Source organism: Aneurinibacillus danicus, assembly GCF_007991215.1.
GTDB lineage: Bacteria > Bacillota > Bacilli > Aneurinibacillales > Aneurinibacillaceae > Aneurinibacillus > Aneurinibacillus danicus.
In genome coordinates this window covers 1-14,370 of sequence record NZ_BJXX01000049.1, presented here as the reverse complement: position 1 = coordinate 14,370, position 14,370 = coordinate 1, and the positions used below count along the sequence as shown (strand labels likewise).

Here is a 14,370-nt window from a genome sequence, read left to right as displayed (position 1 = left end):
CAACCTTCTTTCCCCTTTTACTCATTTAAAAGATAATCTTTTGCTCTCGCAAGCGCTCCGCGCATTCTAAAAATTGCCTTGGAATGCAGTTGAGAAATACGCGAAGCGGATAACCCCATGATTTCGGCAATCTCAGTCAACGAACATTCTTCATAATAGAACAAAGAAATAATTGTTCTTTCTTTCGGCGGCAGACGTTCAATCGCTTCAGCCAAAATGCGCTTCTGCTGATCTTTATGCAGCGCTAACTCCGGTCTTTCAGCATGCTCATCCATAATGACCGATTGCCGTGAGTGCTTTTGATCTTCATCGTCCTGGATGGGCTCATCAAGAGAAAAGACGGAGGCAAATGACACGTCCTGCATTGTCTGATTTAACTCTGCAAGTGAAATGTTAAGGTGTCTGCTTACTTCTTCATCCGTAGCCGCCCTGAGGTTCTGCTGTTCAAGCTGCGCATACGCTTCCTCAATCTTTTTTGCTTTGTCACGAATGGAACGAGGAAGCACATCATTCTCACGTAAACCGTCGATCATTGCACCTCTAATCCTCCACATTCCATACGTTTCAAATTGAAGGCCACGTGTATAATCGAATTTTTTCAATGCATCGAGCAAGCCAAGCCGTCCGAAGCTGATTAAATCTTCTTTATCTACTGTATCAGGCAGTCCAATAGACAGCCGGTTTGCCACATAATTGACAAGCGGGAGATATTGTTCAACCAACTCGATTTCCGTCTGTCTGTCTCCCTCTTCCCGCCAGCGTTTCCATTTCTCTATATCAAGCGTTTTTTTTGATTTCCGCGCCATCATACGCCCACTCCCTTCTATTCATTAGAGAATACACGCAGAGCTCGCGCGACTTCCTCCGGATCGATGTCATCTTTGCGGTTGCGTGCGATTTGCGGAAAATCGGCAGGGGTAAACTGTGAAAATTCCTCAAACGCAGGCTTTCCCTGTCTCCTTTCCAATTCTTCGCTCTGCTGTTGTGCGGACTCTTCCGGCGTTACCAAGTCAATATGCTGGCCTTTCTCCTCTCGTGTAAGCAAATGTTTATTTTCTTTACCAATGACCTTGCTAATCAAATACCGAAAAATAAACACAAACAAAAAGAATAGCACAAATGCAAGTAGAGAGCGCAAAAGGCTCTCTAAAAATAAATTATTTAAAATAGAAAATAGAAATGTAAAAGCGCTAATAATCCCTGCAATGATAAAATTCCATTTGATCGAACCTATCCACATATTACAATTCCTTTACCCCTTGGTTTACCGTTCGAATATTCAAGATCCCCGTACAACTATCTAATTCGATAGTTCGACCGCAGTTTCCTCCTGTATCTTCGGCAAGAATTGGAATACCCGCTTCATTTAACGCCTGCTTACAAGCTTCCACATTTCGTGGCCCGATTCGCATCGTGTCACTTGTGGTAGAAAACGCGAACATCTGCGCCCCTCCAGCCAGCTTAGCAACTAGTTTGCGACGGTTAGCACCAGCTTTTTCCATGTTTTCGATTAGCTTAGGGATAGCTGTATCCGCATATTTGGCGACGTTCAACATCCCTTTGCTTAACGAGGAATCCGGCAGCATGACATGCGCCATTCCCCCTATTTTATTTTGATTATCAAACAGTACAACCCCCACGCAGGAGCCCAGGCCTGTCGTGCGAATTCGGTCAGGAGATTTTGCAACATTTAGATCTGCCATGCCTACCTTAATGACATTCATTCCAGCGGAACTCCCAGTGCGTGGAATAATTGCGGTAAAGCGGTTGGATCAGGAATAAGAAAGAAATGTCCTGAAATTTTTTCATTTCCATGGAAAAAAGCAGTATCAATTGTAAGGGCAAAATCTCCGTTATGACCAATTTCTAACAAACCATAAGACAAAATCGCTCCTGCCATGTCAATAGCAACGGCTGGAGGAGATGGCTGCATATTTAACTTTGTAAAATCAGCCAGAGAAGAAAGATACGATCCGGTTAGAATATTGCCGATTTCATTCAACGCGGACAATTCCATTTCATTGAAACTCTCTTCGTCCTGATTTATAATACCCATCAATTCGTGCAGCAAATTTTTTGCCGACTCTACAGATATGATAAAAAACATATTGCCGGGAATGTTGCCAAGTACCCGCAAAAACACGCAAACAACAAGCGATTCCGCTCCTCCTACAAAGTCTGCAATTTCATCGAACGGAATGATCTTGACTTGAGGAACTTTCATATCGATTTCTTTGGAAATTAATTTGGAAAGAGCGGTGGCTGCGTTCCCCGCTCCGATATTCCCTACTTCTCGTAGAACATCAAGCTGAAAATCACCAAATTGTTCAAATTTCATCGCCTATGCCTCGATATTCTCCAATTGTTTTAATTCTTCTGTATTTAATACTTTGTCAAGGTTAAGAAGAATAAGCAGGCGGCGATCCAGCTTGGCAACTCCACGAAGATAGACCGCTTCGATTCCTCCCACCACTTCCGGAGGCGGCTCAATCGCATTGATCGGAATATCAATGACGTCATTGGCGGAATCGACAATCAATCCTACTTCAATCTCGCCTACGGCCACGATAATAACGCGTGTTGTTTCATTGTATGCGGTCTCTTCGATACCGAAACGGCGACGCAAATCTACAATAGGCGTAACAACGCCGCGCAGATTGATGACCCCTTTAACAAAGTTCGGAGTTCGCGGTACGCGGGTAATATGCTCAAGGCGTTCAATCGATTTTACCTGGTTAACTTCCACACCGTACTCTTCATCTTTTAGGCGAAATACAATGACTTTAATCTCTTCTACAATATCCTTGCGATCCAACACGGATGCTGCCTCCTTTATTTAATTAACGCGTTGCAATCGATAATAAGTGCAACCTGTCCGTCGCCAAGAATTGTGGCACCGGAAATCGCAAACACGTTAACAAGATATTTACCAAGTGATTTCAATACAATTTCCTGCTGGCCAATAAAGGAATCCACAACAAGTCCCGCCATTTTATCTCCTTTTCGTACGATTACAACAGAGATGTCGCTCTCTTTCTGTTTTTCACTATCAGGGATGCTGAAAATCGATTTCAAAGAGACAAGCGGGACAATCCGACCACGGAAATCAATGACATCCTGCTGATGCGCATGCATAATTTCATCCGGTGAAAAAACGGCCGTTTCGATAATGGAGCTAAGCGGCACTGCGAATTTTTCGTCCTCTACCTGTACGAGCATAGCGGAAATGATAGATAGCGTCAGCGGGAGCTGAATTAAGAATGTGGTACCGGCACCCGGAGTCGAATCAACGCTGCATGCGCCACCGAGCGATTCGATTTTCGTTTTTACTACATCGAGACCTACCCCGCGTCCAGATACGTCCGAAATTTTATCGGCAGTACTCAATCCAGAAGCAAATAGCAGTTCGTCGATTTGCTTATTTGAAAGTGCGCTTGCTGCCTGCTCCGTTATAATTCCACGCTCAATTGCTTTTTTGAGAACTTTCTCGCGGTTAATGCCTTTTCCGTCGTCACGTACTTCAATAAATACATGGTTACCGCTGTGATACGCTTTTAGCTGCACCAGGCCTTCTTCCGGCTTGCCTGCCGCCAGGCGCTCCTCCGCAGACTCGATACCATGATCAATCGAGTTGCGCAGCAGATGAACAAGCGGGTCGCCAATCTCATCAATAACCGTGCGATCCAGCTCCGTTTCCGCACCAATGATTTCAAGATTAATCTTCTTATTTAAATCTTTTGCCAGATCACGCACCATGCGGGGGAAACGGTTAAATACCTGCTCTACCGGAACCATCCGCATCGTCAGGATGATGTTCTGTAAATCTCCGCTGATACGACTCATATGTTCGACAGTCTCCATGAGCGCGCTTTGCCCGGATTCGCGTGCCAATTGCTCCAGACGTCCCCGGTCAATAACAAGCTCACTAAACAAATTCATCAGGACGTCGAGACGCTCAATATCTACACGGATGGTTTTTCCTGCCGTATTTTTCTTGGCAACTTGCGCCTGTGGAGCGGCTTTTTCTTCTTTTTCTTTTTTTGCTTCGGTCTGTTTAGCCAGAGCGGCTGCGGCGGTCTCTGCCGGATTCTCTTCCAGTTGGTTCATGGAAGCCACACGATGGGCCGCAGGATGAATCTCTTCTACCTCTACCGATTCAATCTCAGAAACGTTCATAACCGCCGTTTCTACTTTTGTGCTCGATTCTTTGCTGATAAGCACAATCTCAAACGATTTTTCAAACTTTTCTTCTTCTAATTCTTCTACGGAAGGAGTTGTTTTGATAATCTCCCCCAGTCCTTCCAGGCTATCGTACACCATGTAGGCCCGTGCGGCTTTCAATACGCAATCGTCTTTTACAGATGTCTTAACCCAGTAGGCCTTATAGCCGGATTGAATGGACTGTTCAATTACCGTAAGTTCATATTCATCCAACTGATACGCTTTTGCGTTCTGAGGGACTTCCGCTATTGCCGCTGCCGCCTCATCTCCCGATCCGGACAATGCCTGGCCCCCCTGATGCGCAGTGGGAATTTCACCACGAAGAATGGCCTTCAATGCTGAAACAATATGCGAGACATCTTCTTTGCCGTCTCCGCCTCCAGCGATCGAATACAGCATCGTTTCAAGCAAATCCACACACTTGAAAATCACATCCATAATGTCCGTATTAATGACCAGCTTATGATTGCGCGCCTGATCAAGAACATTTTCCATTTCATGGGTCAGCGCTGCCATGTCTTCAAAGCCCATCGTGGCAGCCATCCCTTTTAAAGTGTGAGCAGACCGAAAAATTTCATTGATTAAATCCACGTTTGCCGGATCGTTTTCAAGCACAAGCAAATTATCGTTAATAGCCTGAATATGTTCTTTTGATTCTTCAATAAACATATCCAAATATTGATTCATTTCCATAAACCATCCACCTCCCTAGCAATGTAAGCAACGCATAAGCTGGGCGGAGATTTCATGAAGTGGCGCTACGATGTCCACCGTTCCAGCTTGAATGGCAGCCCTTGGCATGCCGAATACGACGCATGTAGATTCGTCTTCCGCAATGACGGTGCGAACCCCGGTCTCTTTTAGTTTTTTCAATCCCGCTGTTCCATCACTTCCCATTCCGGTCATAATGATTGCATATTTGGCGGGGTGACGAATATGAGAGAGCGACTCGAACAGCCTATCGACAGAGGGCCGGTGTCCTCCCCGGGGCTGCTCCTGATTCAACGATATGTACAACTCCCCATCTGCTCGCTGTTTGACTTCCATATGATAGTTTCCCGGCGCAATGTATGCGTGACCGCTTTGCAACGTCTGGTTGTCTTCCGCTTCACTTACTTCAATCTGACATAATGAATTCAGGCGCTGGGCCAGTGACTTTGTAAATCCCGGCGGCATATGCTGCACAATAACGAGGCTCCCGTTAAAATCCTGCGGCAAACCTTTTAAAAACACCTGAAGCGCTTTAGGCCCCCCGGTGGAAGTCCCCACTGCTACTACATTCTCAATCTTTCCCTTTCGCATCTCTCCTACCGGCATTTTCCCTCTCCATACTTCATCGGTTGTTTTGTTATTCACTGAAGTGTAAGACAAAGAACGTTTCCCGGCAGCGGACGGAGGTGTGCGAAGCAAACGAGAAATTTTTATACGTGCAGCCGCTTTTACTTTCTCTATAAGTTCCGTCTCCACTCTGTGGAGATCAAGTGAAATGGCGCCAGAGGGCTTTGGTACAAAATCGACAGCTCCCATCTCTAGAGCGCGTATCGTCTCATTCGTCCCCTGCTGCGTCAAGCTGCTCAACATGACAACCGGAAGCGGTGTTTCCTTCATAATTTTCTCTAATGCTTCCAACCCGTTCATCACGGGCATTTCTACATCCAATGTAACGACGTCCGGAGACCATTTTCTTATAAGCTCTATCGCTTCTGAGCCATTTCTGCCTTTTGCCACCACTTGAATAGCGGAGTCCTGTTCCAGCAAATCACCGATCACTTTCCTCATAAATGCCGAATCATCAATGACTATCACTCGAATAGGCTGTGTCACTTTCTCCCCTCCCGCTATCTCCAAAACATCCGTAAACGTGAAAGAAAGCCCTTCACTCCGCCGCCATCCTCCATTTTTCCGTTAGAAAGATAGGCATTAACCAAACTTTTAAAATTGTTTGCCGCTTTGCTCGTCGGGTAAGCGAGACAAAGAGGACATTGCCTTTTCACCGCCTTCGAAACATGTACGTCATCATAGACGAAACCGAGCATATTCATCTCCAACTTCAGAAACTGGCGAGCAACAAGCAGCAGATTTTTGCCGGTAGCTCTTCCTTCTCTTTCATTTGCCGCACGATTGACCACTACGTTAATTTTGATGTCTTCCTTCTGGGTATGTGTCATCTTAACTAGGGCATATGCATCGGTCAACGAAGTGGGCTCAGGGGTTGTGACCAGCATAACCTCATCAGCGGATAGGAGAAAGCGAAGCATGTCTTTGGATATACCTGCTCCGGTGTCTAAGATAATTGTATCAGCATATCCTTGCAATTGGGTCAGCTGTTCGAAAAAATAATGTAATTTAATTTCATCAAGTTCAAATATCTGTGACAGACCGGACCCCCCAGCCACAAATTCTAGGTCATTAGGCCCCTTTTCAATAATATCCCAGATTGAAAGCCTCTTGTCTATGAGATCGATAATATTTTTTTTCGCGGAAACTCCCATTAAAACATCAATATTCGCAAAACCTACATCCAGATCAAATAAAACGACGCGTTGACCTTTCTGCTGCAAACAAAGCGCAAAGTTAAGCGAAAAGTTTGATTTTCCTACCCCGCCTTTTCCGCTCGTCACGGCAATCACTTTTGTCTTATATACATTTTGCCCTACTCCATTCGTTTGCCTTGAAAGTTTCCCAAGCTTCTCTCTTAACTGCTGTGCCTGATCACTCATTCGTATCCATCTCCTAGAAGCAGCGCGGCCACTTTTTCAGGCGTAGCTACTTCAATATCATCCGGCACATTTTGCCCTATCGTAAAATACGAAAGCGCAAGCTTATATTTAATGACCAAATTTAAAATAGAGCCGTACGTACCTGTCTCATCCGTTTTAGTAAAAATCACTTTGTCTACTTTAACGTTCGCAAAACTTTGCACAACCGCTTCCAAATCCCCCTGTTTGGCGGTTATGCTCAATACAAGAAACGTTTCGCTTGGCAGCGGAGATTGCAGCAGTTTATTAATCTCATCCACATATTCTTTGTTGCGATAGTTTCGTCCGGCCGTATCCATAAAAATCACATCGCAGCCATCCAACCGCTCAATCGTGGAGCTAAGCTCTTCGGCCGAATAAACAACCTTTAAAGGAACGTTTAAAATATTAGCGTATGTTTTCAACTGCTCTACGGCGGCTATCCGATAAGTATCTGATGTCATCATCCCTATCTTTTTCTTTCTCGATAGCGTGCTTTCCGCCGCCAGCTTGGCCAGCGTAGTCGTCTTCCCGACACCTGTCGGACCGATAAAATTTACAAATGCCGTTGTTTCCCGCAGCGGGCCATGGGCGTTACTGGCTTCTTCTATCATTTTGATGATGGTTTCTTTCGCATGTCTTTTCACCTTGTTTTCATCCTGCAACGCTTCCGCCGGAAGTTCTCTCAGTACTCTCTCAAAAATAGACGCAAGAACATCCTCCGCCACTTCCTGGCTTTGCAAACGCCGACGAAGCGAATGAAATGAAGCAGGAAGCGAGCTTTGCTTCTCATCGGCCATCATAATCTTCCAAAGCATTTCCCGCATTTCTTCCAATTCTTCTGAAACCGTGCTATCTTTCCGTTCATTTTGCTTTTCAGAGACACGAGCACTCATCGCCGGGTTGGGTGCGGATGGCTGCGTCTGGAGCGTAGCTGCCTGCAAAGCTTGGGCAAAAGACTGAGCATCTTCTTTCACGGGGGCAGGCTGCACTGGAGCGGAGGGCAATACTGCCGTAAAACGCTGCGTTTTTTTTGTGTGTTCAAGTTCATCCCCACCATTTGGATCGATAGCCGCAATAACCTCTATTTGTTTTTTGCGGAACATACCTAAAAAACCACCAGTTTTGATGGGTTTTGTATTTAGGATAATCGCGTTTTTCCCTAAATCGGTACGAATCTGCTGCAGGGCATCCGACATGGAATCGACCACATATTTTTTCACACGCATTAGATGCTCACCACTCCTACGCTTTGAATTTCGATTTCAGGCTCCAATTCGTTATAAGACAGTACCGGAATTTCCGGCATCATTCGCTCAACAAGCTGCCGCATATACATGCGGATGGCAGGCGATGTTAGAATAATCGGTTGTTGTCCCATTTGCAGCATGCGGTTTACCTGCTCGGACAGCGCCGCAAAGATTCGTTGTGACGTGTCCGGATCAATTGCCATATATTTTCCCTGTTCCGTCTGCTGTATGGAGTCGGCAATCGTTTTTTCCAAACTCGGTCCTGCCGTGATGACCTGAAGCGGCTCTCCCGGTGCGGTGAACTGCAGCGTAATCTGGCGCGACAGCGACTGGCGTACATATTCAGCCAGCAAATCCGTATCTTTTGTATAAGGGCCATAATCGGCCAACGTTTCTAGTATTGCAGCCAGATTGCGAATCGAGATTTTCTCCCGCAAAAGCTTCTGCAATACTTTCTGCACGTCGCCTATACTCAATATGTTTGGAATTAATTCTTCCACCAGCGCAGGTGCAGTCTCACGAATGTTGTCGACTAATGATTTCGTCTCTTGACGATTCAACAGTTCATGTGCGTATCGCTTAATAATTTCAGTGAGATGCGTAGCTACCACGGACGGAGGATCAACTACTGTATAACCGGCCATCTCCGCCCGCTCTTTCACTTCTTCCGTCACCCAAAGGGCCGGCAAGCCAAAGGCCGGCTCCACCGTGTCAATACCGACGACGGATTCGTCCTCAATACCCGGACTCATCGCCAGGTAGTGATCCAGCATGATTTCGCCCTGGGCTACTTGATTTCCTTTTATCTTAATAACATACTCATTTGGCCTCAGTTGAATATTATCCCGGATCCGAATCACCGGCACGACAATCCCCAGCTCAATGGCACATTGGCGTCGGATCATAATCACACGATCGAGCAAATCGCCGCCCTGGTTCGCATCCGCCAGCGGAATTAATCCATATCCGAATTCGAACTCTATCGGATCGATATGAAGCAGACTGACCACACTTTCCGGACTGCGAACTTCTTCGATCTCTGCTTCTTCCGTCGATACTTCGAGTTCTTCGCCTTTTGTTCCTATGCTTTTTTGTAGACGAAATCCACCAAAAGCAAGCACTCCTGCTACCGGGAGAGTAGAGAGAGGCCCAATCGGTGTTAAAATCCCCATCATGGCAATGGTTCCTGCTACCACATACAACAAACGCGGATAGGCCAACATTTGCTTAACCAGATCGTCTCCGATATTATCTTCGGAAGCGGCACGGGTAACGATAAGCCCGGTTGCCGTCGATAACAGGATGGCCGGCAGCTGGCTTACGAGTCCGTCACCGACAGAGAGAAGCGTAAACGTTTTGGCCGCTTCGCTAAAACTCATGCCATGGATAACCATACCGATAATGAGACCACCAATAATATTAACAATAAAAATGACAATTCCGGCAATCGCGTCTCCTTTTACGAATTTGGTAGCACCGTCCATCGCTCCAAAGAATTCGGATTCCTGACTAATCTTCTTCCGCCGCTGCTGGGCTTCCGCATCGGAAATCGCACCGGCATTCAAATCAGCGTCAATTGCCATCTGTTTCCCCGGCATTGCATCAAGCGTAAAGCGGGCTGCTACTTCCGCCACGCGCTCTGAACCTTTGGTAATAACCATGAAATTAATTAACGTTAAAATCAAAAAGACGACAAATCCGACAATTGCATTTCCTCCGATAACAAACGAACCAAATGCCTCGATAACTTTTCCTGCTTCTCCGAGCGACAAAATATTGCGTGTCGACGATACGTTTAATGCCAGACGGAATATGGTTGTGACTAAAAGCAGCGATGGAAAAACTGAAAACTGTGATGGATCATTTGTATTCATCGCCACCAACAAAATCGTAAGTGATAGTGAAATATTAATAATCAAAAGGAAGTCGAGGAGAGGATTGGGCATGGGAATGACAAGCATAATAACAATGCAAATGACAAATCCCATAATAGCAAAATCTCTACGGTTCATTTATTCTCCCCCCTTCACTACAATCCATTAGATTTTTCCTTTTAGCTTGTATACATATGCCAGCACTTCAGCCACAGCCTGGAACAGATCCTCCGGAATTTGCTGATTTACCTCAACCTGCGCAAATAGCATACGTGCAAGCGGCTTGTTTTCTACCATAACAATTTCATGATTTTGAGCAATCTCTTTAATTTTCAGCGCGACAAAATCCTGACCTTTAGCAATCACCGTAGGTGCCTGCATGGATGTGCCATCGTATTTAATGGCAACCGCAAAGTGCGTCGGGTTGGTAATAACCACATCTGCGTTTGGAACTTCCTGCATCATGCGGCGCATCGCCATTTCCCGCTGCTTCTGTTTGATTTTCCCTTTGATTTGCGGGTCGCCTTCTATCATTTTGTATTCATCTTTAATGTCCTGCTTGGACATTCGCAGTTGCTTCTCATGCTGAAACTTCTGATACATATAATCGAAGATTGCAAGGATAAGAAGCAGGACAGCTACGGTAAAACCCATTTGGAGAGTCAGCTTTCCTACAACAGTAAGCATATCCCCGACCGATTTCGTAGCCAAGGTCAAAAGCTCATCTTTTCCGCCCCATAATATAAACCATACTGCTGTACCGATAAACAAAACTTTCAGAATAGATTTGACAAGGTTAACAAGTGCCTGCAAAGAAAAAAGTTTTTTTGCTCCCTTAACCGGATCCAGCCTCTCTAATTTAAAAACGAGTGGCTTCGTTGTAAACAAAAGTCCAAATTGAATGTAATTCGCAAAAAAACCGATAACGACGGCAATCAAAAAAAACGGCCATACGATGATCGCTGCCTGATATACCATCTCGAGCATCAATTGTTCCGTTGTTTCTTCAGACACATCCATCAATAAATAATTAGTAAAAAACGATTGGAAATAACGGTATAAACGTTCTCCCATTCCTTTTCCCATAAACAATAAAAACAAAAAAATCGCTAAAAGAATAAGCGCAGCTGATACTTCCTGGCTTTTAGCGACCTGGCCTTCCTCCCTCGCTTTCTGCCTTTTGCGCGGGGTTGCCTTTTCCGTTTTTTCGCCAGAGAAAAACTGCAAATCTACTTGAAAACGGATTTGGGTCATGGCACGGCCCCCATAATTTCTATCATGCGTTCCATTGAGGCAAACAGCATTTCAAACAGGCGCGTCATCACAAAGAAATAACCGGGAAATACAATCATCAGGATAAGAAAACCGCCCAGAAGCTTAGCCGGCATTCCAACGACAAAAATATTCATCTGGGGCACGGTTTTAGCCACAATGCCAAGCGCAACATCGATAACGAATAACGAGCTTACCATGGGAGCCGCAAGCAGCATCCCCGACATGAACATATAAGAGAACTTCTCTACAAGAAATGCAGTAAGTGAGCCATTTTCCAATCCATTAAACCAGCGATCGATCGGTACCGCCTGATAACTTGCCAATATGCCTTTAATCAACAAATGATGACCGTTTGCCGTTAAAAGAAATAGCATCGTAAGCATATATTTAAAATTTCCCATCAACGGCGTCTGCGCGCCTGTCATCGGGTCGAATATCATGGCCATCGCAAGACCCATCATCATATCGATGAGCGAACCGGCTACCTGGATTGCCGCCAGAAATAATGTAGCCAGAAATCCTAGCAGAAGACCGATGAGCACTTCCTTTATAGCTAAATATACATAAGTCCAGTCAAGCGGAATGACACCGGACGCTTTTAGAAGCGGAAACGCAATCAAGGCCAAGAAAAAGGAAAGACCTACTTTAAAAGGAGCCGGTATACTTCTCGTCGAAAAGATCGGCGCTGCTACGAAAAATGCGGTAATCCGGATAAATACAAGCAAAAATGCCGGCAGCAACTCTAGTAATTGCATATTTTTACTATCCTATGAATTTATAAAGATTGCCAAGAATATTGGAGGTAAACTCTAGTAAATGGCTAAGCATCCAGGGTCCAAAGACGATTAAAGCGACTAAAGTTGCCACAATCTTTGGCACAAAGGCCAATGTCGCTTCCTGAATGGATGTCGTAGCCTGAAAAACACTTACAATTAGCCCGGCAATTAACGCAATCCCTACCAAAGGCGCACTTGTCAGCAATACGACAAAAACAGCCTGTTGGGCAAGCGAGATAATAAATTCTTGCGACATGCCTCTTCACCTCATTGAAAACTTAGTAACAGCGATTTAACGACAAGATACCAGCCGTCTACCAGTATAAACAGCAAAATTTTAAACGGAAGTGAAATCATAACGGGCGGAAGCATCATCATCCCCATTGCCATCAATACACTGGCCACTATCATATCGATTACAAGAAACGGGATAAATATCATAAAGCCGATTTGCAAGGCCGTTTTCAATTCGCTAATCGCGTAGGCAGGAACCAGAGCCGTCAGCGGAATATCTTTCACTGTCTTAGGTTTCGGTGCTTTTGTGTACTCAAGAAACAGGTTGAGATCTTTTCCTCTCGTATGCTTGACCATAAACTCTTTAAATGGCATCACCGCTCGTTCCACGGCCTGCTCCTGGGTAATTTGCTTCTTAAAATAAGGTTGAAGAGCTTGATTATTTACCTGGGAAAACGTCGGTGCCATAATGAAAAAAGTTAAGAATAAAGCCAGACCGATTAATACTTGAGTCGGCGGAGCCTGCTGTGTAGACAGCGCCGTTCGCGTAAATGACAGGACAATTACGATCCGCGTAAAGCACGTCATCATGATAAGAATGGAAGGCGCCAGCGACAATACGGTAAACAGCAGCAAAATTTGCAGCGTAAGGGAAACATCTTCGGGCTTATTTGAAGCTCCGATATTAATATCCAATCCCGGTATCGGCACCTGGGCGGCATACGTATACTGGGGTAGGAAAAACAATAATCCTATGGCGAAACCGGTTAGTATAGTAAGCCGTTTCATCTATCCTCTTCCTTCTCCCTATCCATAAACAATTCTTGCTGCATACTCTCCCGCCGCCTGCGTGCCTCTTCCATTTTCATCTGAAAGGATGCCGCAAGCTCTTCCTCTCTTTGCTTCCCTTCTCTTTTAAGCAGGCGTCCCATCCATACCTTCACTGGCATTGTGCCTGATATAGCGGAGGAAGCGGAACGTGACTCCAATGTTTCCAGCAGCCCTTCCACTTCTTCCTGCTCCTCAATACAGCGCAGCAACGTCACATTCTCGCCGACGCCGACGATATATAATGCTGAACCGATTTGCACAATCTGCAGCGACTTCTGCGGACCTAACGAACAACCACCGAGCGTCCGAATGCCTGCTCTTCCGAAAAAGGACTGCGAACGCCTTCCCACAAAACGAAGCAAGAAGTAAATAACGGCAACGACAACGGCCAGGATAAACACTGTCTGTAAAAGCAGCATTGGCATTGAAGTTGTCTCCTGTGTTACTGTTTCAACCTCATCTAGAGGAGTCTTTGTGGGAAGAGAAGTGCTTGCGCTCACATTTGCATGCCAACAGAACAAAGGTAACAAGGCTATAGCACCAATGATCTGGATGCTGTTTTTTTTCATTGCAAAATATCCTTTCTCTATTAGACCGCCCTCTTATCCAAGCGTCTTTTTAATGGCTTCTATTACGCGATCCGCCTGAAATGGTTTCACAATGAAATCTTTTGCACCGGCCTGAATGGCATCAATAACCATAGCCTGCTGCCCCATAGCTGAACACATAATAACCTTGGCTCCAGGACTGATTTTTTTAATCTCTTTTAAAGCGGTAATCCCATCCATCTCAGGCATGGTAATATCCATTGTGACCAAATCCGGAGATAGTTCTTTAAACTTTTCTACGGCCTGCACGCCGTCACTCGCTTCCCCTACTACGTTATATCCGTTTTTTGTAAGGATTTCTTTAATCATCATCCTCATAAATGCTGCATCATCTACAATAAGAACTCTGTTGCTCATATGATCTCCTCCTTAACGTATACGTTACATTATTGTAATTTCTGGATACGGTCCCACTGGCTAAGAATATCAGTAACACGGACGCCGAAATTCTCATCGATAACGACTACTTCACCTTTAGCGATGAGCTTGTTATTCACGAGAATATCGACCGGCTCGCCCGCAAGCTTATCCAGTTCGATAATGGAACCAGGAGATAAATCTAT

17 protein-coding genes are annotated in these 14,370 nt (G+C 45.2%); all 17 read right to left on the bottom strand.

Annotation, left to right across the window (positions count from 1 at the left end; all coding sequences use genetic code 11):
- Nucleotides 1-17: 17 nt before the first annotated feature.
- Nucleotides 18-806 carry a FliA/WhiG family RNA polymerase sigma factor gene (locus ADA01nite_RS05450; protein ID WP_146808989.1) on the bottom strand — a complete coding sequence of 263 codons (789 nt, stop codon included), beginning with the start codon at nt 804-806 and terminating at the stop codon, nt 18-20.
- Nucleotides 807-823: 17 nt separating this feature from the next.
- A complete protein-coding gene (locus ADA01nite_RS05445) occupies nt 824-1,240 on the bottom strand; it encodes a hypothetical protein (protein ID WP_146808945.1) in 417 nt (138 codons plus the stop codon).
- 1 nt (nt 1,241) lies between these two features.
- Nucleotides 1,242-1,724 (bottom strand): chemotaxis protein CheD, encoded by a 483-nt coding sequence (locus tag ADA01nite_RS05440; RefSeq protein WP_146808944.1) that lies wholly within the window; start codon nt 1,722-1,724, stop codon nt 1,242-1,244.
- The gene (locus tag ADA01nite_RS05435) at nt 1,721-2,338 is read right to left on the bottom strand and encodes a chemotaxis protein CheC (protein WP_146808943.1); all 618 of its coding nucleotides are present in this window, start codon (nt 2,336-2,338) and stop codon (nt 1,721-1,723) included. Before ADA01nite_RS05435 ends, ADA01nite_RS05440 begins: the two co-directional genes overlap by 4 nt.
- Nucleotides 2,339-2,341: 3 nt before the next feature.
- Nucleotides 2,342-2,818: a chemotaxis protein CheW gene (locus ADA01nite_RS05430; protein WP_146808942.1), complete on the bottom strand. Its 477-nt coding sequence runs from the start codon at nt 2,816-2,818 to the stop codon at nt 2,342-2,344.
- Between the two features lie 14 nt (nt 2,819-2,832).
- Nucleotides 2,833-4,914 carry a chemotaxis protein CheA gene (locus tag ADA01nite_RS05425; RefSeq protein ID WP_146808941.1) on the bottom strand — a complete coding sequence of 694 codons (2,082 nt, stop codon included), beginning with the start codon at nt 4,912-4,914 and terminating at the stop codon, nt 2,833-2,835.
- Nucleotides 4,915-4,929: 15 nt separating this feature from the next.
- A complete protein-coding gene (locus tag ADA01nite_RS05420; protein ID WP_281285986.1) occupies nt 4,930-6,045 on the bottom strand; it encodes a protein-glutamate methylesterase/protein-glutamine glutaminase in 1,116 nt (371 codons plus the stop codon).
- Between the two features lie 14 nt (nt 6,046-6,059).
- Nucleotides 6,060-6,941: a MinD/ParA family protein gene (locus ADA01nite_RS05415; protein WP_146808940.1), complete on the bottom strand. Its 882-nt coding sequence runs from the start codon at nt 6,939-6,941 to the stop codon at nt 6,060-6,062.
- Nucleotides 6,938-8,188 (bottom strand): flagellar biosynthesis GTPase FlhF, encoded by a 1,251-nt coding sequence (gene flhF, locus ADA01nite_RS05410; protein WP_146808939.1) that lies wholly within the window; start codon nt 8,186-8,188, stop codon nt 6,938-6,940. The genes ADA01nite_RS05415 and flhF overlap by 4 nt, the downstream gene beginning before the upstream one ends.
- A complete protein-coding gene (flhA, locus tag ADA01nite_RS05405) occupies nt 8,188-10,221 on the bottom strand; it encodes a flagellar biosynthesis protein FlhA (RefSeq protein WP_146808938.1) in 2,034 nt (677 codons plus the stop codon). The genes flhF and flhA overlap by 1 nt, the downstream gene beginning before the upstream one ends.
- Nucleotides 10,222-10,248: 27 nt before the next feature.
- Nucleotides 10,249-11,337: a flagellar biosynthesis protein FlhB gene (flhB, locus tag ADA01nite_RS05400; protein ID WP_146808937.1), complete on the bottom strand. Its 1,089-nt coding sequence runs from the start codon at nt 11,335-11,337 to the stop codon at nt 10,249-10,251.
- On the bottom strand, nt 11,334-12,113 hold the full coding sequence (gene fliR, locus ADA01nite_RS05395) for a flagellar biosynthetic protein FliR (RefSeq protein ID WP_146808936.1): 780 nt from the start codon (nt 12,111-12,113) through the stop codon (nt 11,334-11,336). Before fliR ends, flhB begins: the two co-directional genes overlap by 4 nt.
- Nucleotides 12,114-12,120: 7 nt before the next feature.
- The gene (gene fliQ / locus ADA01nite_RS05390) at nt 12,121-12,390 is read right to left on the bottom strand and encodes a flagellar biosynthesis protein FliQ (protein WP_146808935.1); all 270 of its coding nucleotides are present in this window, start codon (nt 12,388-12,390) and stop codon (nt 12,121-12,123) included.
- A gap of 11 nt (nt 12,391-12,401) precedes the next feature.
- On the bottom strand, nt 12,402-13,157 hold the full coding sequence (gene fliP, locus ADA01nite_RS05385) for a flagellar type III secretion system pore protein FliP (protein WP_146808934.1): 756 nt from the start codon (nt 13,155-13,157) through the stop codon (nt 12,402-12,404).
- On the bottom strand, nt 13,154-13,624 hold the full coding sequence (locus ADA01nite_RS05380) for a flagellar biosynthetic protein FliO (protein ID WP_170230154.1): 471 nt from the start codon (nt 13,622-13,624) through the stop codon (nt 13,154-13,156). Before ADA01nite_RS05380 ends, fliP begins: the two co-directional genes overlap by 4 nt.
- A gap of 177 nt (nt 13,625-13,801) precedes the next feature.
- Nucleotides 13,802-14,164, bottom strand: coding sequence for a response regulator (locus tag ADA01nite_RS05375; RefSeq protein WP_146808932.1), 363 nt, complete (start codon nt 14,162-14,164; stop codon nt 13,802-13,804).
- Between the two features lie 29 nt (nt 14,165-14,193).
- Nucleotides 14,194-14,370, bottom strand: a 177-nt coding sequence (locus ADA01nite_RS05370) for a FliM/FliN family flagellar motor switch protein (RefSeq protein ID WP_174760593.1), incomplete at its 5' end; no start/stop codon positions are given.

What these genes read in the sequence shown, in the direction of transcription:
- ADA01nite_RS05450 (WP_146808989.1), bottom strand. Translation starts at nt 806, where the DNA reads ATGGCGCGGAAATCAAAAAAAACGCTTGATATAGAGAAATGGAAACGC.
- ADA01nite_RS05445 (WP_146808945.1), bottom strand. Translation starts at nt 1,240, where the DNA reads ATGTGGATAGGTTCGATCAAATGGAATTTTATCATTGCAGGGATTATT.
- ADA01nite_RS05440 (WP_146808944.1), bottom strand. Translation starts at nt 1,724, where the DNA reads ATGAATGTCATTAAGGTAGGCATGGCAGATCTAAATGTTGCAAAATCT.
- ADA01nite_RS05435 (WP_146808943.1), bottom strand. Translation starts at nt 2,338, where the DNA reads ATGAAATTTGAACAATTTGGTGATTTTCAGCTTGATGTTCTACGAGAA.
- ADA01nite_RS05425 (WP_146808941.1), bottom strand. Translation starts at nt 4,914, where the DNA reads ATGGAAATGAATCAATATTTGGATATGTTTATTGAAGAATCAAAAGAA.
- ADA01nite_RS05415 (WP_146808940.1), bottom strand. Translation starts at nt 6,941, where the DNA reads ATGAGTGATCAGGCACAGCAGTTAAGAGAGAAGCTTGGGAAACTTTCA.
- flhF (WP_146808939.1), bottom strand. Translation starts at nt 8,188, where the DNA reads ATGCGTGTGAAAAAATATGTGGTCGATTCCATGTCGGATGCCCTGCAG.
- flhA (WP_146808938.1), bottom strand. Translation starts at nt 10,221, where the DNA reads ATGAACCGTAGAGATTTTGCTATTATGGGATTTGTCATTTGCATTGTT.
- flhB (WP_146808937.1), bottom strand. Translation starts at nt 11,337, where the DNA reads ATGACCCAAATCCGTTTTCAAGTAGATTTGCAGTTTTTCTCTGGCGAA.
- fliR (WP_146808936.1), bottom strand. Translation starts at nt 12,113, where the DNA reads ATGCAATTACTAGAGTTGCTGCCGGCATTTTTGCTTGTATTTATCCGG.
- fliQ (WP_146808935.1), bottom strand. Translation starts at nt 12,390, where the DNA reads ATGTCGCAAGAATTTATTATCTCGCTTGCCCAACAGGCTGTTTTTGTC.
- fliP (WP_146808934.1), bottom strand. Translation starts at nt 13,157, where the DNA reads ATGAAACGGCTTACTATACTAACCGGTTTCGCCATAGGATTATTGTTT.
- ADA01nite_RS05380 (WP_170230154.1), bottom strand. Translation starts at nt 13,624, where the DNA reads ATGCCAATGCTGCTTTTACAGACAGTGTTTATCCTGGCCGTTGTCGTT.
- ADA01nite_RS05375 (WP_146808932.1), bottom strand. Translation starts at nt 14,164, where the DNA reads ATGAGCAACAGAGTTCTTATTGTAGATGATGCAGCATTTATGAGGATG.